Genomic DNA, 15993 nt, shown 5'->3' with positions numbered 1-15993 from the left:
CGAACGGAAGGATCACGGTCTTTTCATGCGCATGACAGTCATCGGCACCGGATACCTCGGTGCCACGCACGCGGTGGCCATGGCCGAGCTCGGTCACGAGGTGCTCGGCGTGGACGTGGACCAGGCCAAGATCGATCTACTCTCCACCGGGCAGGTGCCCTTCCACGAGCCGGGGCTGCCCGAGCTGCTGCGCAAGCACGTGGCCACGGGCGCGGTGCGCTTCACCACGTCCTACGAGGAGGCCGGCGCCTTCGGGGACGTGCACTTCATCGGGGTGGGAACGCCCCAGAAGCGCAACGGCCACGCCGCGGACATGACCTACGTGGACTCGGCCGTGGAGCAGATCTCCCGCGCCGCCACGCACGACTGCGTGATCGCCGGCAAGTCCACGGTTCCCGTGGGCTCGGCGGCCCGGTTACAGGAACTGGCCCTGACCTCGGCGCCCTCGGGCACGCGCGTGAGCCTCGTGTGGAACCCCGAGTTCCTGCGCGAAGGTCACGCGGTGGAGGACACCCTGCGTCCCGACCGTATGGTCCTGGGTCTCGAATACGACGACGCCGGTCGCCCCACCTCCGCGGCGCAGGCCGCCGAGGCCGTGCTGCGTGAGGTGTACGCGCACCAGCTCGAGGCGGGGATCCCGTTCATCGTGACCGACTACGCGACCGCGGAGCTCGTGAAGGTCGCGGCCAACAGCTTCCTGGCCACCAAGATCAGCTTCATCAACGCGCTGTCCGAGATCACCGAGACCGTGGGCGGGGACATCCGTACGCTCGCGGACGCGATCGGGTTGGACGAGCGCATTGGTCGCAAGTTCCTCAACGCCGGCGTGGGATTCGGTGGCGGGTGCCTCCCCAAGGACATCCGCGCGCTGCGCGCCCGCGCCTCCGAGCTGGGTCTGGACCAGTCCCTACGGTTCCTGGCCGAGGTGGACGACATCAACCTGCGACGGCGCGAATACACCGTGCAGCTGGCCGTCCAGGAATGCGGCGGGTCCCTCCATGGCGCCAAGATCGCGGTGCTTGGTGGGGCGTTCAAGCCCGAGTCCGACGACGTCCGGGACTCCCCCGCCCTGGACATCGCCGCCCGGCTGCACTCGATGGGCGCGGACGTGCGTCTCTACGACCCCCAAGCCAACGCCAACGCCGCCCAGCGCTACCCCCGCCTGGACTACGTGGACTCGCTCGACGCCGCCGTGACCGGTGCGCAGGTGACGCTGCTGCTTACCGAGTGGCGCGAGTTCCGGGACATGGACCCCCGCCATGTCGCGTCCCTGGTGGCGACCCCCACGATCGTCGACGGGCGGAACGTGCTGGATCCGTTGGCGTGGAGGGAGGCTGGGTGGCGGTACCTGGCGCTGGGGCGGAAACCCGTATGATCAATCTCTGCGCAGACCCCCAATAGACACCGGACCCCCGAGAGACATTTCCGATGCCGAGCATCTGAAGCAATATTTCGTCCTTGCCCCCGAAAGGATCCTTGTGGTCGCCCTCTACCCCTACCCCCGGGGCTTCGTCCTCCATGACACCCGCACAGACCCCGAGCTGTCAGGTGAGTGGCCGGTGGTGGAATTACCCGGCACAGTGTGGCGTTTCGCGCACGATCCAGAAGAACCAGTTGATCTGGGGGGTGTTCCGGAGGGCCGGGACTGGATACTCGTCTACGGGCTGTGCCTGTACTGCGGTTCCGACGACCGCGATCTCACCCCGGCCCAACGACTGGCCGAGGCGTCCGCGCGTGGTACAGGAGCATTCCTGGACGAACTCGATCTGATGGGGGGGCGGCACCTTGTCCTGAGACCGGGGCCCGACGGTCTAGAGCTGTATCAAGATGCCACGGGAATGCGCTCCGTGTACTTTTCCTCCGAAGCCGCGCTGATTGCCTCTCACGTACACCTGATCAACGACCTGGTCCCTCACGAGAAGCGCACTCCCGCCGAGGGTTGCAACGGGGCGTTATCCGGATGGGATCGCACGCCATTCCTGGGTATCGCCGCGCTCCTGCCAAATCATGTGCTCCATCCGGATGACTGGAGCCACCCCCGGTTCTTCCCCCGAACTTCCAACCGCTACCAGGATCTCACGCACCAGGAGCGGCTCGAGACCTTTCGCTCCCTGTGGGACCGGCAGATGGCCGAACTGACGGCACGGGGATCGCAGCTAGTGATGTCCCTCACCGGAGGGGCTGACAGCAGAACTTCCCTGGCGCTTTCCATGGATCACTTGGACGAGGTTGAGATGTTCACGTACACCGTGGCACAGGCCGGCAACTCCACATGGTCCAAGTCCATGGATCTCGATCGCCAACTCGTCGAACAGCTCAAAGAACTTGTGCCGATGCGTCACAGGTACTTCATTTTCGGACAGCAGTCGCACCCGGAGAAGGAGCTCATTACCCAGCTGCTCAGCAAGAACACCCACGGAAGCCACGGCAAGTGGTTGGTCTCGCACTACGCGACAGCTTTCCCTGCGGGGAACGTCATTCATCTGAGGGGGAACAACTACGAAATCGGGCGGGCGTACTGGGGGTCGGAAACCAGCAGCGACACCATGGCGGACCTGGAGAGGCTCTACCTGCGTCGGACCAAGAAAGACAGCGATGCCGTTCCCCTCGCTGCACGTCAAGCCGACTTCCGGCGGGGTTTCAGTGAATGGCAATACGACACGGAGAAGTACGGCTACCACCTCTTCGATCTGTTCTACTGGGAGGTCCGGTGCGGGCGCTGGCTCACTGAGATCCTTAATGAAACCGACATAGCCTTCAACACGTGTGTACCCCTGAACTGCAGGGCAATGATAGAGATCTCTCTGGCATACTCGCGGGTCGACCGGAAGAGCGGATTTTTCTTCGCGGAGCTCATCAACGCCGCCCACCCCGTGCTGAACTTCCCGGGTAAGAACGACGTGCGCAACCTCTACGAACAGCAGAGAGATACCATGGCCGCTCAGGCCCAGGCCCCTACCCCTAGCCTCGCTCCCGAAGAGACCGAAGCTGGGCTCGAGCCTCACCTTCAGATAGTCACCAGCAACGGTCAACTACGGTCCCTCCCCGACACCGCCAGAGAGCTCTGGGTGCCTGCACGCGAATTCTTGGAGGGGACGGTGTGCTCCCGGACCTTCCAAGCAGCCCCGGGTCCGTGCGACCTCCTTTTCACTCTCGACGCGCCCTACATGTATTCGAAAGCAACGGGCACCTGGAGCTACCGCTTGCTCGTTGACGATAAGCCGTGCCTCGAATGGGACGGCCCCTCACGTCGACGACCGGTGCATGTCGCAGTGGCGGGTCTGCGACCCGAGCACCGCGTGTCCATTCAGGCAGTCGTACACAGAGATCGCCTCCAGGGATCTTCCTGGGAGGCCGCATCCCGGGCCACGGTCTTAGACGCCGCGTTCATCAGAACGGTGGGCACGCACGAAGCGACCGAACCCGCTGTGGTCTGCGACATCCCGGCCGCGCGGGTGTCGTGATGGTGGTGCTGAGCCGCTTCGGCAGATGCCTCCCACCAAACGGCCACCACGCTGGATGGATCGTGCAGACGCGTCGCGAAAACGGAGGAAGAAGATGACTGTGACCGACGCATTGGTGCAGACAATCATTGACATCACGAGGGGCCAGGCACCGCGTGAGGAGAGCCCCCGGCGTCCCTGGGCGGCTCAACTTTCCAACGCGCTGCGTCCCCACGCCGAAGAACGTCTGGTGACGCGGATGCTCACGAAAATCGCGGTGGCGTCAGAGGTGCCTGCTAACGCACGGTTCGTGACCGACGTGCTGAGAAGCACGAACGATTTAGACCTGGCACGCATTTTCGCGGAGACGGCGGAGGCGGACGCTCACCGGCCCTGGCAGCAACGGAGAATCTCCGCCCTCAAGACTCGCAAGCCTTCCACGCGGACTTTTGGACCACGGACGTGTCACACCGTGTACCTCGACCACGGCGGTGCACACGGTGACGGGGAACCTCCCTTGCCGGTCGAATCGTGGTTTCGAACGTGGTTGCCGAGCCTCGGGGAGTCCCCGGTCGGCTTGCTCCCGGACCCCCTGGTCGTGAACTGCGCGTCTGAGTTCCGCCGTGAGGACCTATCAGAGCTGCTGCTGCTGCTGTCCTGTCTGCCAGTCGCACCGGTGCTGACCTTCGACACCGAGGAGACGGTTGCCCAGACCAGGGCGGTTCTCCTGAAGACAGATCTGCCCTGGGGCTGGACGTACCAGCCGATAGTCGTAACGGTAAGGCAGACGCGTGACTGCTTGTGCCCCGTGGACGTTGTCGGGGAGACAGGCATGGAGGATGCGTCCGCGGTTCCTTTGATGTTCCTGAGCGCGGATGAACTGCACGGCGTTGCGCTTGCGGCCAGCTGCGTGTGGCTGGTGGATGCGTTGGCGTTGGCGGAGCGCGTGAATTTCCTGGTTCAGGCGCTGACCAGAGAGGCGGGCCACCTCCTTCCACGTTCCGGACGAAGCCGACTGTTCGTGGCTCTCGTGAGCCGCCGACACACATCTGCAACCAGGGCCTGCGTTTCCCAGGCCCTGGCGGGGGCGCTCCAGGACAACGGGTACTTCGATGAGGCGCTGGGCCTCCTGGAATCCGTGCCACCGGAGGCGACAAATCGACGCTACGTCCCGGAGATGGTCCGGGCTCTCTACGGCGTAGCCGATTTCCAACGTCTGGCGGAAAGCAACTGGGAAGAAGCGGAGTCGTCCCCAGAGGCCAAACAATTACACGAGGGGCGGGCCGCGTGGGAACTGCTCCGACAACTGGACAGCTGCGAACCGACACTCGAACCACCAAAGCCCGACGCCACGCTGGGAAAAGTTGTGTCCATACTCCACGCAAGTCAGCCGGTGCAGAACGGCGGATACGCCAATCGTGCCCACCAGCTCCTCAGCGGAATGGTTGAGCAGGGGCTGGAAGTAGTAGCCTTCACCCGCCCTGGCTTCCCAGAGCCGGACAACGACCTTGATCCCGGTGAAACAGCCCCAGCTGCACACGATGGTGTGGACTATCGCCGCATCGGCGTCGGGCGAGCACGGAAGCGGGGCGAATACCAATACATGCTGGAGAGCCTGCAGTGGTACCGGCAAATGCTCCAGGCGGAAAAACCTTCAGTCGTGCATCTGCGGTCAACGTACGTCTCCGCATTGCCCGGCCTCATCGCGGCCCGTGGTCTGGGCATCCCAGCCGTTTACGAAGTCTCCGGCATGTGGGAGCTGGTCTACGCCGCTGCGGAGTCTCCTCGAATGGAAGGCAGGCGCGCTCGGACAATTGTCCTGGAGGACGCCGTTCTCCGTCATGCAGATGCTGTGACCACTCTGACGGAAGCCATGGCTCGTATTGTCACCGAACGCGCCGGAGTGGTCACTCCACCGACAGTCTTGCCTAACGCGGTCAATCCCGAACGATTTGCTCCAGCCCCTCGAGACGACACGGTGATCGCCGAACTGGGGTGGCCCACGGACCTGCCCGTTGTGGGGTATGCAGGAAGCTTCGTCGACTACGAGGGCTTGGACATTCTGGTCGATGCTCTGGCCATGCTTCGTGATCGCGGAGTCGCTTTCCGGGCACTGCTTATCGGGGACGGGGCGACCCACTCGTCTGTCGTATTCCGGGCGCAAGAAAGAAATCTCACTGACTGGGTGCACTTCACTGGACGGGTGCCACACCATGAAGTGGACCGCTACTACAGGGCCATAGATATGTGCGCCTATCCCCGCCGGCTGACTCCTGCCACTGCAGCGGTTTCACCGCTCAAACCGTTTGAAGCGATGGCGGCGAAGAAAACTGTACTGGTTTCCGATGTCCCGCCTCTCGCGGAAATCGCCGGGGACCAGGAACGAGCCGTGATATTCGCCCACGACGACGCCTTGTCACTCTCCGAGGCCCTGGAGCGCGCCATTCGAGATCCTGCTGCATCGGAACAGCGGAGAACAAGCGCTCGCGCCTGGGTGGAGCGCGAGCGTAGCTGGAACGCCGTTGTCAGCAGTCTCAAGCATGTACTCGAGGAGACCGCCAGGAAAGGAAACAACAGCCATGGGTGACGTTGTCATCTTCTACGGGCACGCGGCATCGAACTGGGGGGACCTGGCCATCAACTCTGGGGTGGTCCAGCTACTAGAATGCGCCGGCCGTCCCGCCTCAGAGATCCGCGCCGTGCGGATGCGTCCCTCGGACCGTTACGACCGCCTCTCGCGTGAGAGTCTTGACGGCGCGCAAACCACAGACATGTATTTTCCGTCAACGGGGGGTGATCTTACTCGCGAATTGATGCAGTTGAGCGAGTACTTTGAGAGCCCCGATGATTTCGTGCGAAAGTATCGACTGAGAGCAGCAGACCTTGTTGTCCTGAACGCAGGAGAACATCTCTTCGAGTCCTCGACCGGTGAGAACTTACAGGACCTGCTGTGGCGCATCTTGCCCCTGATCAGCGCCAACCGCGCTGCAACTCCCCTGGTGGTCATGCCCTCGACCCTGGGCCCGTTTCGTAGCAACCTCGGTCACCAGCTCACGAGAGTCCTCGCCAGGCTTCCAGTCGCTTTCGCCTTCCGCGAGAGCAGCTCGAAAGACCTCATGCGGTCCACGGACCTCTCGACGAAGCCCGTTCTACTTGACCCGGGGTTTTTCGCGAAAGGTCTGAACCCACGTGCCAGCTCCCCCACGACCCCCACGACCATTGGGCTCGTATTCCGGCTGGAGGACTACGGTCTGCGTGCTGGTTCAAAGCGCAGCGCCTACATGCAGGCCAAGAGCCGTTCCAACGAGTTCAGAGACTCGACAGGGCTCAGGGTCTTCGATTCCATCGCCGAGCACCACCTCAACGAGGGTCGAGCGATCCGGCTGCTGGTCCAGACCCAGGCTGATCGGGAAATCACGGTGGCGCTGTACAACGCCCTCCGTGAACGGCATCCAGACGGGAACATCCAGCTCCGAGATCCTGAGACGTTCCAGGAGTACCTCGACGAACTTAGGTCTCTCGACCTGCTGATAACCTCACGGTTCCACGCTGTCATCCTGGCAGAAGCTCAACGAGTGCCCTGTGTCGGGATCTACTCCGAGAGCCACGGACACAAGATGCCCGGGTTGTTCAACCTGCTCGGATACCCCGACGGCGCGGTGCGCATGGATGAACGCTTCGCACAGCGCGTCAGCGAGGACGTCATGATGGCAACCGACGCCAGCTGGGGGGACCGCGGTCCACGGTGGGAGAGGATTCAGAAGCTCAAGGACCTCACCAGGTCATGGTTCCATGAGGCGCTGGGGGCCGCCCGCACCGGGCCAGTTGACACGTCCAGGCTCCAGATCGCAGCTCTGGCTGGCCTCAACCGTGTCGTGTCGGAGAACGTCCGTCGGCAGGACCTCACAGCCATAAAGTCGTCGCTCTCCAAAATCCAGGATGCGCTACGCGGACTGGGAGACCACGAATCCTCTGTTCACCCGTCAGATGTGGTGAGCCAGGGTGACTGACAGCATGCGGTCGCTGACCGGGACAAGGTACCAAGACTTCAAGAAACTTCGTGACGACTACCGGAACAATCGGCAGGCCCGCATTCCCCGGCCACTAATTTCGGTTACCGTTGACGCGCACGGGGACCCACTGCGGCGACACTCCTCCCTGAGGGAGCCGTTGGACCTTTTGTGGGTGCCAACGGACCTTCAGCGCCCAGGGGTTACGGACCGGTTCCAGCGCAAAGCCATGAGCCACGCGCTGTCGGCGCGATTTGTGCTTTCCTTCCCCCAAAGTGCCCGAGACCTGCCAGTGACTCTCTGCGCGGGCATCGAGGACAGCACGGAAAAAGAAATATCCGCACGAATCTGCAACCCAATAGAAGTCATAAACCTCCCAGAAGTCCCCCGTGGGGCCAAGTACTGGGTGGGTCTGAGAGTTGACGCTCCGATTCCCGATGGCCGCTGGAGGGATGTACGGGCCCTCGTCCTGTCTGCGGCCACGCAAAAAAGAGAAGACGGGGGTCCCCATGAGTGACTACGAGCTGTACCCACGCGGTTTCGTCTACCATCTTGCAGTCGAGCACGGGATACCTGACCTTCCCACTCCCCAATTCCAGCGGATGCAACTGCCAGGTGGCTCACTCCTCGACGTCCACGAATGGGCAGACCGGGATCTTGCCGTCACGGGCGAGGACTGGGCCGCTGTCGTCGGGATCGGCCTGCTCTACGACCCGGAACTCGGCAGGGCGACCACCGAGGGCCTGGCAAGCACGCTGCTGGCGGCTGCGGTGAAGGCAAAGGGTTTTTCGCTTGTGGAACGAGCGCTATACGACATGGGGGGTCGGTACGCTGTGCTCATCCACGCCGGTGGCAGCACACGTGTGTACCACGATGCCCATGGAAACCGCACTGTGTACTGGCGGCTGGACCGCGGCGTGGTGGCCTCCCACTACGACATCCTCGCTCGAATGGCCACCGGGACACCGGACACCCATCCCCTGGCCCGCCTAAGGCTGGGAGGCAGGTGGGAACACACTGATGATAAGAACATCCGTGCCCTGTTGCCCAACCACTTCCTAGACCTGGAGAGTCGTACCGCCACGCGGTTCTTTCCGCAACATGAAAACCCGTTCAAGAGCTGGACAGCCGAGCAGCGCTCGGCAGAAATTCGCAGGGTGTGGCGGGCGCAGTTGGACGCTGTTCTGAAGCTGAGTCGGCCGAACATAATGTCCGTGACCGCCGGGACCGATTCGCGACTGCTCATGTCCTTCATCAAGGGACACGAGCACGAATTTGAGGCTTTCACCTACGGACCAAAGGATGTGACACCAGGACGAGGCAGGTTCAATGACATCCTCCGCCGCGACATCGTACGGTCTTCCGGCCTGGCGGCAGCCGCCGGGCTGAGGCACAGGATTCTGTACTTCGATGCCCGTAAATCCAAGACGCTGGACAAGGGCGTTCTGGACCGGAACTCGATCCACAAGCACGGCAGATGGCTTCTTCCTCTCTACCTTGAAAATTTCACGAATCCACGTGCCCTCTTCTACAGAGGCAACCTAGTGGAGACGGCCCGGGGTCACAACTACGTGGCGCCTGGCGCCGATTGGCACCCGATCGTCGAGGCGCTTCTGCTGGATCGCGCCCGCGGACACCTCTCTGCCGAGGACCTGGAAATGTGCCGCGTTGCCACCCGGGAGGAAATGGCGCGTCTCGAATCCGACCGCCTACCACCCGATTACCGGCCGGAGGACATGGCGTACTGGGAGGTCCGCATGGGGCGCTTCATGAGTGAAGTGAGCAATGAAACGGATGTCGCCTTCGACGTGTGGATGCCTGTCAATCACCGTCGCATACTCGATCTCTTCATGGCCTACCCTCTTCACGATCGATATGACGAGGCCGCGATATTCCAGGTAATCGACCAGGAGAATCCGGTACTCAACACTTTCGATCTCAACGACCAGCCATCCATGACGCGCCGAGCAGAGCTTTTCGCAGAGGAAGCTCAGCTGCTCCAGGATGCCACGGGACGGCAGCCAAACCGCGCCTTCTACCGCAGCCCGGACGGAACGACCCACCCAGTAAATGCACGCGGTTCAGGACTTGCATTCACCGAAGCGACCTTCGTGAAAGACGGTGAAGTGGGTTTCGGCTGGGAATTCCAGCTGGACCGGGGCTCCGCACGCATCGTCGTGCACAGTCCATGGAAGAACGCTCGCGCTACGGGGCACATGGAGCTCCATGTGGGCTCGGGAGCTAGAACGGTACATTGCCAGGACCTTGCGCTGTCCGCTCTGCCGTCGGTGGTCGACGTAGCCCATCTGCGGCGCGGTGACGAGGTGTGGGTCAAGATCAGAGCGCTGAAGACTATGAGTGCCGAATCCTGGCACCGGGCTTCCCACACGGAGGTCGTCGCTTACAGTGAACAACGCGTCGGAGCTGCACCAGATGACGACACCAGCGGCGCCGATCAATGACCGGTCCCAGAGCAGTGCTCGTGACCCTACCAGGATGGTGTAGATGGACATCGAAATCGACCGGGAGTGTGCTCGGCTGACGCCCCCCGAGGGATGGGTTGTCTGCAATTCACCCGGTTCGGATGTGTTCCTCTCCCCCGATTCCTTCGTAACCGGTTCTGTGTCGGCGCGCAGTCTCGCTCCTGTCCCGGCCCCGGGAAACGTGTATTTCACCGTTCGTACCAACTACGCGCACCCCGCCTCCGTGGGCACATGGGTGTACAGGATTTCCGTCGACAACGTGGTGAAAGCTCGGTGGGACGGTGGTGCCCACAAAAGACCGGTGCGGGTTAGTATCAAAGGATTGCGTGCTGGCTCAGTTGTGCGTCTCGAAGTCGCCGCCCTCCGTGACAAGCCCGGACTCGCTTCATGGTCAGAGGCAACCCGCGCAAACATTTGCGAGGTGCAGTTCGAGGAAACGGAAGCGACCAGATGCGGTGTGGTGGTGGGTATCGACCCCTCAGATCGCACCTACCTGCCCGACACCGCCAACTCTGTGTTCGTACTTGACGCGGCGGAGATCGCGACCTGGCCTGCTCACCGGTTGGAGGCAGACACACCTCAACGGCTCGACGTCGTGACCGACCGCGGTGTGCTGCCACTTCTCGTGGTACGCCGCCCGGGGGCTGCGCGAACGGTGATTCTCAGCAATGGGGCCGTCGACCTCGAGAGGTCGGGTGGAGAACCGGTGTTCCAGCGCTCCTCATGGCACACCGAGATTCAGGGCCACTTGATCTACGTCTGCGATCCCGGGACGGTTGGCCCAGGGGCCCTCCCCCTTGCATGGGGCCAGATTTCCGCACGCCACTGGGTCGTCCCGGACATGGCGGCTGTAGTGCGCGCGGTGAGTAGACGGCTCGGGGTCGTGAGTGGCGCTGGCCGACTCTACTACGGGTCTTCGGCAGGAGGGTTCCTCTCGCTTGGCATGGCCGCCTCTGACAACGGGTGCAGAGTAATCATCAACAACGCGCAGTTCGACTGGACCCGGTGGATGGCGGGAGGTGTCAACGCACTTCGGGCGGCAAGGTTCGAGAACGCACTGCCCGCTACCATAAGGTCCCGCAACCCACGGCGTACCAACATCTTGAACAATCTCGCACCGGGACGCGGACCCCGTACCGTGGACTACCTGGTGAACCTCGATTCCAACCACGACAGAGAAGTCGACGCCCGTATCATGGGCCAGTTCCTGCTCAACCACCCCGAATTCAGGGATATGGTTCGCGCGATCGCTTACCGGGATCCCGTCGCTGGCCACAACCCTCTCCCCAAAAATCTCACACTCCCTTGGCTACACTCACCGACTCGGGTACCGCCCCAGTCCATTGACACGCGGTTCGATGAAGCCCCAGAAAATACGGGGATACAGGGCCTATGGTGACGCACAACAGACCCGGGCGGCAGAGCTATGGTGTCGCTGCGGCCTCCGTGCGGTCGGCGAGACGCAGGAAACCGCTACGCGGTTTGTCGCATGCGGACCTGCAACGGTGAGTCCGGCAGGTCAGGATCGGCGGGTTCCAGGGTGACGCCGTAGATCGCACACAGTGCATCTAGGTACTCTCGCGCTTCTGGTTTGTCCTCCTGCGACACAAACTGATTGAACTTGGCCACAAGCCACCCTCGGAAGAACGGATCTGCTCGCAAAGTGGAGTACGTCTCCAGCAACCCCGCGGACTCCAGCCACGTCTTGCGGTATTCCTCCAAAACGAGGTATTTTCCATAGAATCCTGGGCCCACCGTATTGATCATGGAGTTCGACACCGCGCCATAATAGACATGAATGGGCCGCCGAACCGTGGCAATACGCCGCGCGCCGTAGAGCATCTGCTGGAACGCCAGCGAATCCTGGCCCAGGGCGCCTACGGGTTGGTACAGCCCGATGGATCGGAGCCATTCCGTGTCCGCCACCAGTGCCTGAATACTCATGGGCTGGAACCTGATGCGTTCCAACGCGTCGTCCGGTACCTGGAGCCCACCCGTCGGGTCCGCGGGCAGATGTTGCTCAAGGAGCTTGGTGTTGGAAACGTACCGGCGCGTGGCCGCGAGCTTCACCATGTCGCCGATCGCGAACTGAACGCGAAGATCGCCCACGGTCTTCAGCAGCGTTTGATACCCGTCGTTGAGCGCCTCGTTATCGGGGTCGAGATACGTGATGTAGGGAGCAGATGCGAGCTTGAGACCTTCATTGCGGGGTCTGGATGCGCTCCCAGATCCGCCTGTCTCAAAAAGATGGGCACGCACGTTGGGGTGGCGGGCAGCGAGTTCTCGAACGGTTTGCACCGTTTCGCGGTCCGTCGAGCCGTCGTCGATGAGGAGAATCTCCATCTCGTCGAAAATTGTGGACCGCTCCAGTGAGCGGAAGCATTTGGACACGAGATGTTTACCGTTGTTGTAGACGGGTACCACAACGGAAAGTCGAGGCGGCTTGTGGGTGGACAGGCGAATGCTCTCGGCGGATTTGCGGCCCGCTCCGAACGGTGCGGTGCTGTATGTCCGTCCTGCTGCCCGGCCGGTGGTGATCCAGGTCTCGAGCACTCCCCCCGCCGCGTCGGTGCGCAATGCCGCCCTCGCGCTACTGAAAGCGCCATCGACGATTTCGTGGTCATCGCGGCTGATAATGCGACCGTCCAACTCCTCCCCGTTCTTTGCGGCGATGTCCACGTCTGCGAATCTGAAAACGTTCAGGAGATCCCGCACATGGGTAGCGCTATATTCATGTGTGTTCGACACGGGCACGATGACGTCGTAGTCGGCAACTCGTGAGCGGACTTCGTGGGGGGCGAGAACATCCGTGTGGACCGTCTGTGACGCGGCCACCTTGGCTGCCTCGCCCACCAGCGTGTCGTGTTCTGGAACCACAGCAACCCGTTCGCTGAGCGTTCTCGTAGGCGCTCCCACAGCCAGCAGCATCTCCCGCATGCGCTGCCACGCCGTGTCGTGCTCCCACACCCGGCGAAGACCGTCGTTTTGCGCGCGGTAGAGCCGGTCTCCCGTCATGTTGTCGAGGATGAGCGGAATTTCTTCCGACCGGTCGACCAGCTGAACCTCGGGATAGAGGTCGTTCACTGCCAATGAGTAGTTGGAGAGGACGAAAGATCCCATGGCCTGCAGCTCGACTACGCGGTTGGCGTACATCGTGGCCGAATCGGTCACCGAGTTCAGATTGAGCTGAACGTCCACTGCACGCTGTAGCTTCATGAGTTCCAGGTGCCCGACACCTGGGCCCACATGGTCCATGTACTCCCGGGGGTAGAAGTAGTTTGGATCGCCCAGGGCCGCGTTGCGGTCAATGATCAAGAGATCCCGACCGGCATCCAAAACCCCATCGAAAATTCGTCGAGCCGCTTTCTGCCTGGCAGCGTACTTATGCGACAGCCAGGAACCCGCGAAAAGGACTTCCGGCGCGCGGTGGCGTCGAGAGCCAATCGGTGTGTGAATCAGAGGGTTTACTCCGAAGGTGAGGGAGTCAACGGACTGGGCCCTAGGGCAGGCCGCCGCGTAGTCACTGATCTTCTCTCTGGCGGACGTAAACACGGCGTCTGCTTCCGTCGCGAGCGACCGAAACCGTCCGTAGTTCGGCGGATCTTCCTTCGAGTAGAACACCACGGGGACCCCGTGGGACCGGAAGGCCGGGATGACCTCTGAGCGCAGCAGGCCCGCAGGAGCGAAGATGCTGTGCCACTCGTCGAAACGACCACGCCATGTGGAGGTGACAATTAGTACATCGACATCGCGAGCGAGGCCCCGAAAATTGTCGGGAGTCACGTAACTGACGCGGGCGGTTCCCTCGTAAGTCTCGTAGAGAAATGTGTCTGCAACCATGGCCACCCGGGCAGGATGCGGTGTGAGGACTCGAGTCCCGGCCGTGCTCGGGAGATCGTTCACAGCAGCGAGAAGGTCTTCCACCTGCGCGCGTCGCTGATTGCCTCCGAGCCACTGCCGATACTGCTCGGGCGAAAGCACAGGCTGCAACCGATCTGACCGGTTGTTCTGAACCTGCCGCTGGAAGGCTCTCGAGCTGTACCAGTGCTTGTCTGCGCGTGCCTGTTTCTCCTCGCTTCGGAGCTGAGCTATTCGAGCCTTGACATTCACGCGCCTCTTGGAAATCTCATCCGCATTCATCGCCATGACCGCAACTTCGTCCGTGCGCCCCACAGCTTGCGCTGCCATTTGACCATTCGAGTGCCCTTTAGCTTTTCCAGATCGGCGGTCAGCTGCCGCGATCGATTACGTTCTTTCCGTAGCTCCGCCTCCAGCCACCAGATCTTCTTGAGGCGGGAGTTGTCCAGATCTTTCATTGCTCGGTCCCGGGACTCGAGGGCCCCGAAAAAGGCGAGTTCCTTCTCGTAGCTTGCCACCAGTTCGGCGGACAGCTTGGCAATGGTCGCCGACTGTTCTATCAAGCTGGCAGTTATGGCCGCCGTCGCGCCCTCAGGAGGGACACTGACGGTGTTGCCGGTAGGGAGTCCAGGCATGTGATGTCTCCTCTGTGGTTGACCAGTGGGTGGATTCGTGAATTCTTCGGCGGGGAGCGCGTCCTAGCTACCCGCGCTAGCCCCGTCCCAACGACATTCGCGGGATAACGGTAATCCGGCGTTCATGAGGGATCGGGGGCCGTCTCTGGAGCCGTGGAACGGCCACTCTTCGCCGTGGAAATGAATCGACTTCCCGCGTTACTCCGAACCCCGGCCCGAGCATGGTTCCGAACCCGGCCGTGAAGGTCTTGCCAGGCGGGAACGCACACCACGAGCTTCTGCCGCTCTCACCGCCACAGACCCTTGGTGTCCACCACGGCCTTGCCCTTGAGCGCGGTGGCCGGCAGGGTCTTGAACTCGTCGTGGTCCACGAGCAGCAGGACCACGTCCGCGCGCTCGATGGCGTCCTGGTAGTCCGCGAACTCCACATTCGCCAGGCCTTGCAGACCCTTCGGCAGCTCGGAGACATTCGGCTCCACGGCCAGGACCGTCGCGTGGCTCACGTGCTCGGCCAGGTCCTTGGTGATGTTCATGGCCGGGGATTCACGCAGGTCGTCGATGTTGGCCTTGAACGCGAGGCCCAGGGCTGCGATCACCGGGGACTCCACGTGGGAGCAGGCTTCCTCCACCTTGGAGATGACCCACTTCGGCTTCCCGTCGTTGACCTCGCGGGCGGTGCGGATCAGGCGTGAGTTCTCCCGGTCCGCGGCCACGATGAACCACGGGTCCACCGCGATGCAGTGCCCGCCCACGCCGGGGCCCGGCTGCAAGATGTTCACGCGCGGGTGGTGGTTGGCCAGCTCGATGAGCTCCCACACGTCGATGCCCAGCTTGTCCGCGATCAGGGACAGCTCGTTGGCGAACGCGATGTTCACGTCACGGAATGAGTTCTCCGTGAGCTTGGACATCTCCGCCGTGACGTCGTCCGTGGCGAGCAGTTCACCCTGACAGAAGGACGCGTAGACCTCCTTGGCGCGGCGCGCGGCCTCGGGGGTGCTGCCGCCGATGATGCGGTCGTTGCTGATCAGTTCCTCGAGCGCCTTGCCCGGCAGGATGCGCTCGGGGCAATACGCGAAGTACACCACGGGCTTGCCGTCCTCGCCGTCCAGGGACAGGTCAGGACGCAGCTCCATGATCTTGCGGGCCAGGGTCTGCGTGGTGCGTGGCGGGGAGGTGGATTCGAGGATCACGGTCTCGTCCCCACGCAGCTGCGGAGCGATGGATTCGGCCGCGGAGAGGATGTAGGACAGGTCGCCCTCGTAGTTCTCCTTGAACGGGGTGGGCACCGCGATCACGAACGCGTCACCGTGCTGCATCTCGGTCGTCGCGGTGAGCTGGCCGCTGTCGATCGCCTTCTTGAGCTGCTCCTCGAGCCCCGGCTCCACGATCGTGACCTCGCCGCGCTGGATCCGCTCCACCGCGGAGGCGTTCACGTCCACGCCGTGGACCCGCACCCCGTGATTCGCCATGACCACGGCGGTGGGTAACCCGATGTACCCCAGCCCCACGAACACGACTTCCAACGGCTCACTCATTGACGCACCTCACCACGCGTTTGCTGGTT

General features: G+C 62.5%; 9 protein-coding genes. 6 read left to right on the top strand and 3 right to left on the bottom strand.

The features are described 5' to 3' along the window. Positions 1–25 precede the first annotated feature (25 nt). The 6 genes from ACW9PK_RS12760 (at position 26) to ACW9PK_RS12735 (ending at position 11335) form a co-directional block, all read left to right on the top strand. Positions 26–1375: a UDP-glucose dehydrogenase family protein gene (locus ACW9PK_RS12760; protein ID WP_457016139.1), complete on the top strand. Its 1350-nt coding sequence runs from the start codon at positions 26–28 to the stop codon at positions 1373–1375. A gap of 103 nt (positions 1376–1478) precedes the next feature. Then, a complete protein-coding gene (locus ACW9PK_RS12755; RefSeq protein WP_457016138.1) occupies positions 1479–3464 on the top strand; it encodes a hypothetical protein in 1986 nt (661 codons plus the stop codon). Between the two features lie 238 nt (positions 3465–3702). After that, positions 3703–6030 (top strand): glycosyltransferase, encoded by a 2328-nt coding sequence (locus ACW9PK_RS12750; RefSeq protein ID WP_457016137.1) that lies wholly within the window; start codon positions 3703–3705, stop codon positions 6028–6030. Next, positions 6023–7453: a polysaccharide pyruvyl transferase family protein gene (locus ACW9PK_RS12745; protein WP_457016136.1), complete on the top strand. Its 1431-nt coding sequence runs from the start codon at positions 6023–6025 to the stop codon at positions 7451–7453. The genes ACW9PK_RS12750 and ACW9PK_RS12745 overlap by 8 nt, the downstream gene beginning before the upstream one ends. 509 nt (positions 7454–7962) lie before the next feature. After that, the gene (locus ACW9PK_RS12740; protein WP_457016134.1) at positions 7963–9915 is read left to right on the top strand and encodes a hypothetical protein; all 1953 of its coding nucleotides are present in this window, start codon (positions 7963–7965) and stop codon (positions 9913–9915) included. Between the two features lie 442 nt (positions 9916–10357). Beyond that, positions 10358–11335 carry a hypothetical protein gene (locus tag ACW9PK_RS12735; protein ID WP_457016133.1) on the top strand — a complete coding sequence of 326 codons (978 nt, stop codon included), beginning with the start codon at positions 10358–10360 and terminating at the stop codon, positions 11333–11335. 74 nt (positions 11336–11409) lie between these two features. Here the strand turns inward: ACW9PK_RS12735 and ACW9PK_RS12730 are convergent, their stop codons facing one another. From ACW9PK_RS12730 to wecC, 3 genes are all read right to left on the bottom strand, one after another. Continuing rightward, positions 11410–14082 (bottom strand): glycosyltransferase, encoded by a 2673-nt coding sequence (locus ACW9PK_RS12730; protein WP_457016131.1) that lies wholly within the window; start codon positions 14080–14082, stop codon positions 11410–11412. Then, complete coding sequence (locus ACW9PK_RS12725; protein ID WP_457016129.1) at positions 14073–14429, bottom strand: hypothetical protein; 357 nt, start codon at positions 14427–14429, stop codon at positions 14073–14075. The genes ACW9PK_RS12730 and ACW9PK_RS12725 overlap by 10 nt, the downstream gene beginning before the upstream one ends. Positions 14430–14716: 287 nt before the next feature. Continuing rightward, complete coding sequence (wecC, locus tag ACW9PK_RS12720; protein ID WP_131332921.1) at positions 14717–15964, bottom strand: UDP-N-acetyl-D-mannosamine dehydrogenase; 1248 nt, start codon at positions 15962–15964, stop codon at positions 14717–14719. Positions 15965–15993: the final 29 nt, after the last annotated feature.

Source organism: Kocuria sp. MNB10 (genome assembly GCF_054073685.1).
This window is presented reverse-complemented; position numbering and strand designations above follow the sequence as displayed.

What these genes read in the sequence shown, in the direction of transcription:
- ACW9PK_RS12760 (WP_457016139.1), top strand. Translation starts at nt 26, where the DNA reads ATGCGCATGACAGTCATCGGCACCGGATACCTCGGTGCCACGCACGCG.
- ACW9PK_RS12750 (WP_457016137.1), top strand. Translation starts at nt 3,703, where the DNA reads ATGCTCACGAAAATCGCGGTGGCGTCAGAGGTGCCTGCTAACGCACGG.
- ACW9PK_RS12745 (WP_457016136.1), top strand. Translation starts at nt 6,023, where the DNA reads ATGGGTGACGTTGTCATCTTCTACGGGCACGCGGCATCGAACTGGGGG.
- ACW9PK_RS12740 (WP_457016134.1), top strand. Translation starts at nt 7,963, where the DNA reads ATGAGTGACTACGAGCTGTACCCACGCGGTTTCGTCTACCATCTTGCA.
- ACW9PK_RS12730 (WP_457016131.1), bottom strand. Translation starts at nt 14,082, where the DNA reads ATGGCGATGAATGCGGATGAGATTTCCAAGAGGCGCGTGAATGTCAAG.
- ACW9PK_RS12725 (WP_457016129.1), bottom strand. Translation starts at nt 14,429, where the DNA reads ATGCCTGGACTCCCTACCGGCAACACCGTCAGTGTCCCTCCTGAGGGC.
- wecC (WP_131332921.1), bottom strand. Translation starts at nt 15,964, where the DNA reads ATGAGTGAGCCGTTGGAAGTCGTGTTCGTGGGGCTGGGGTACATCGGG.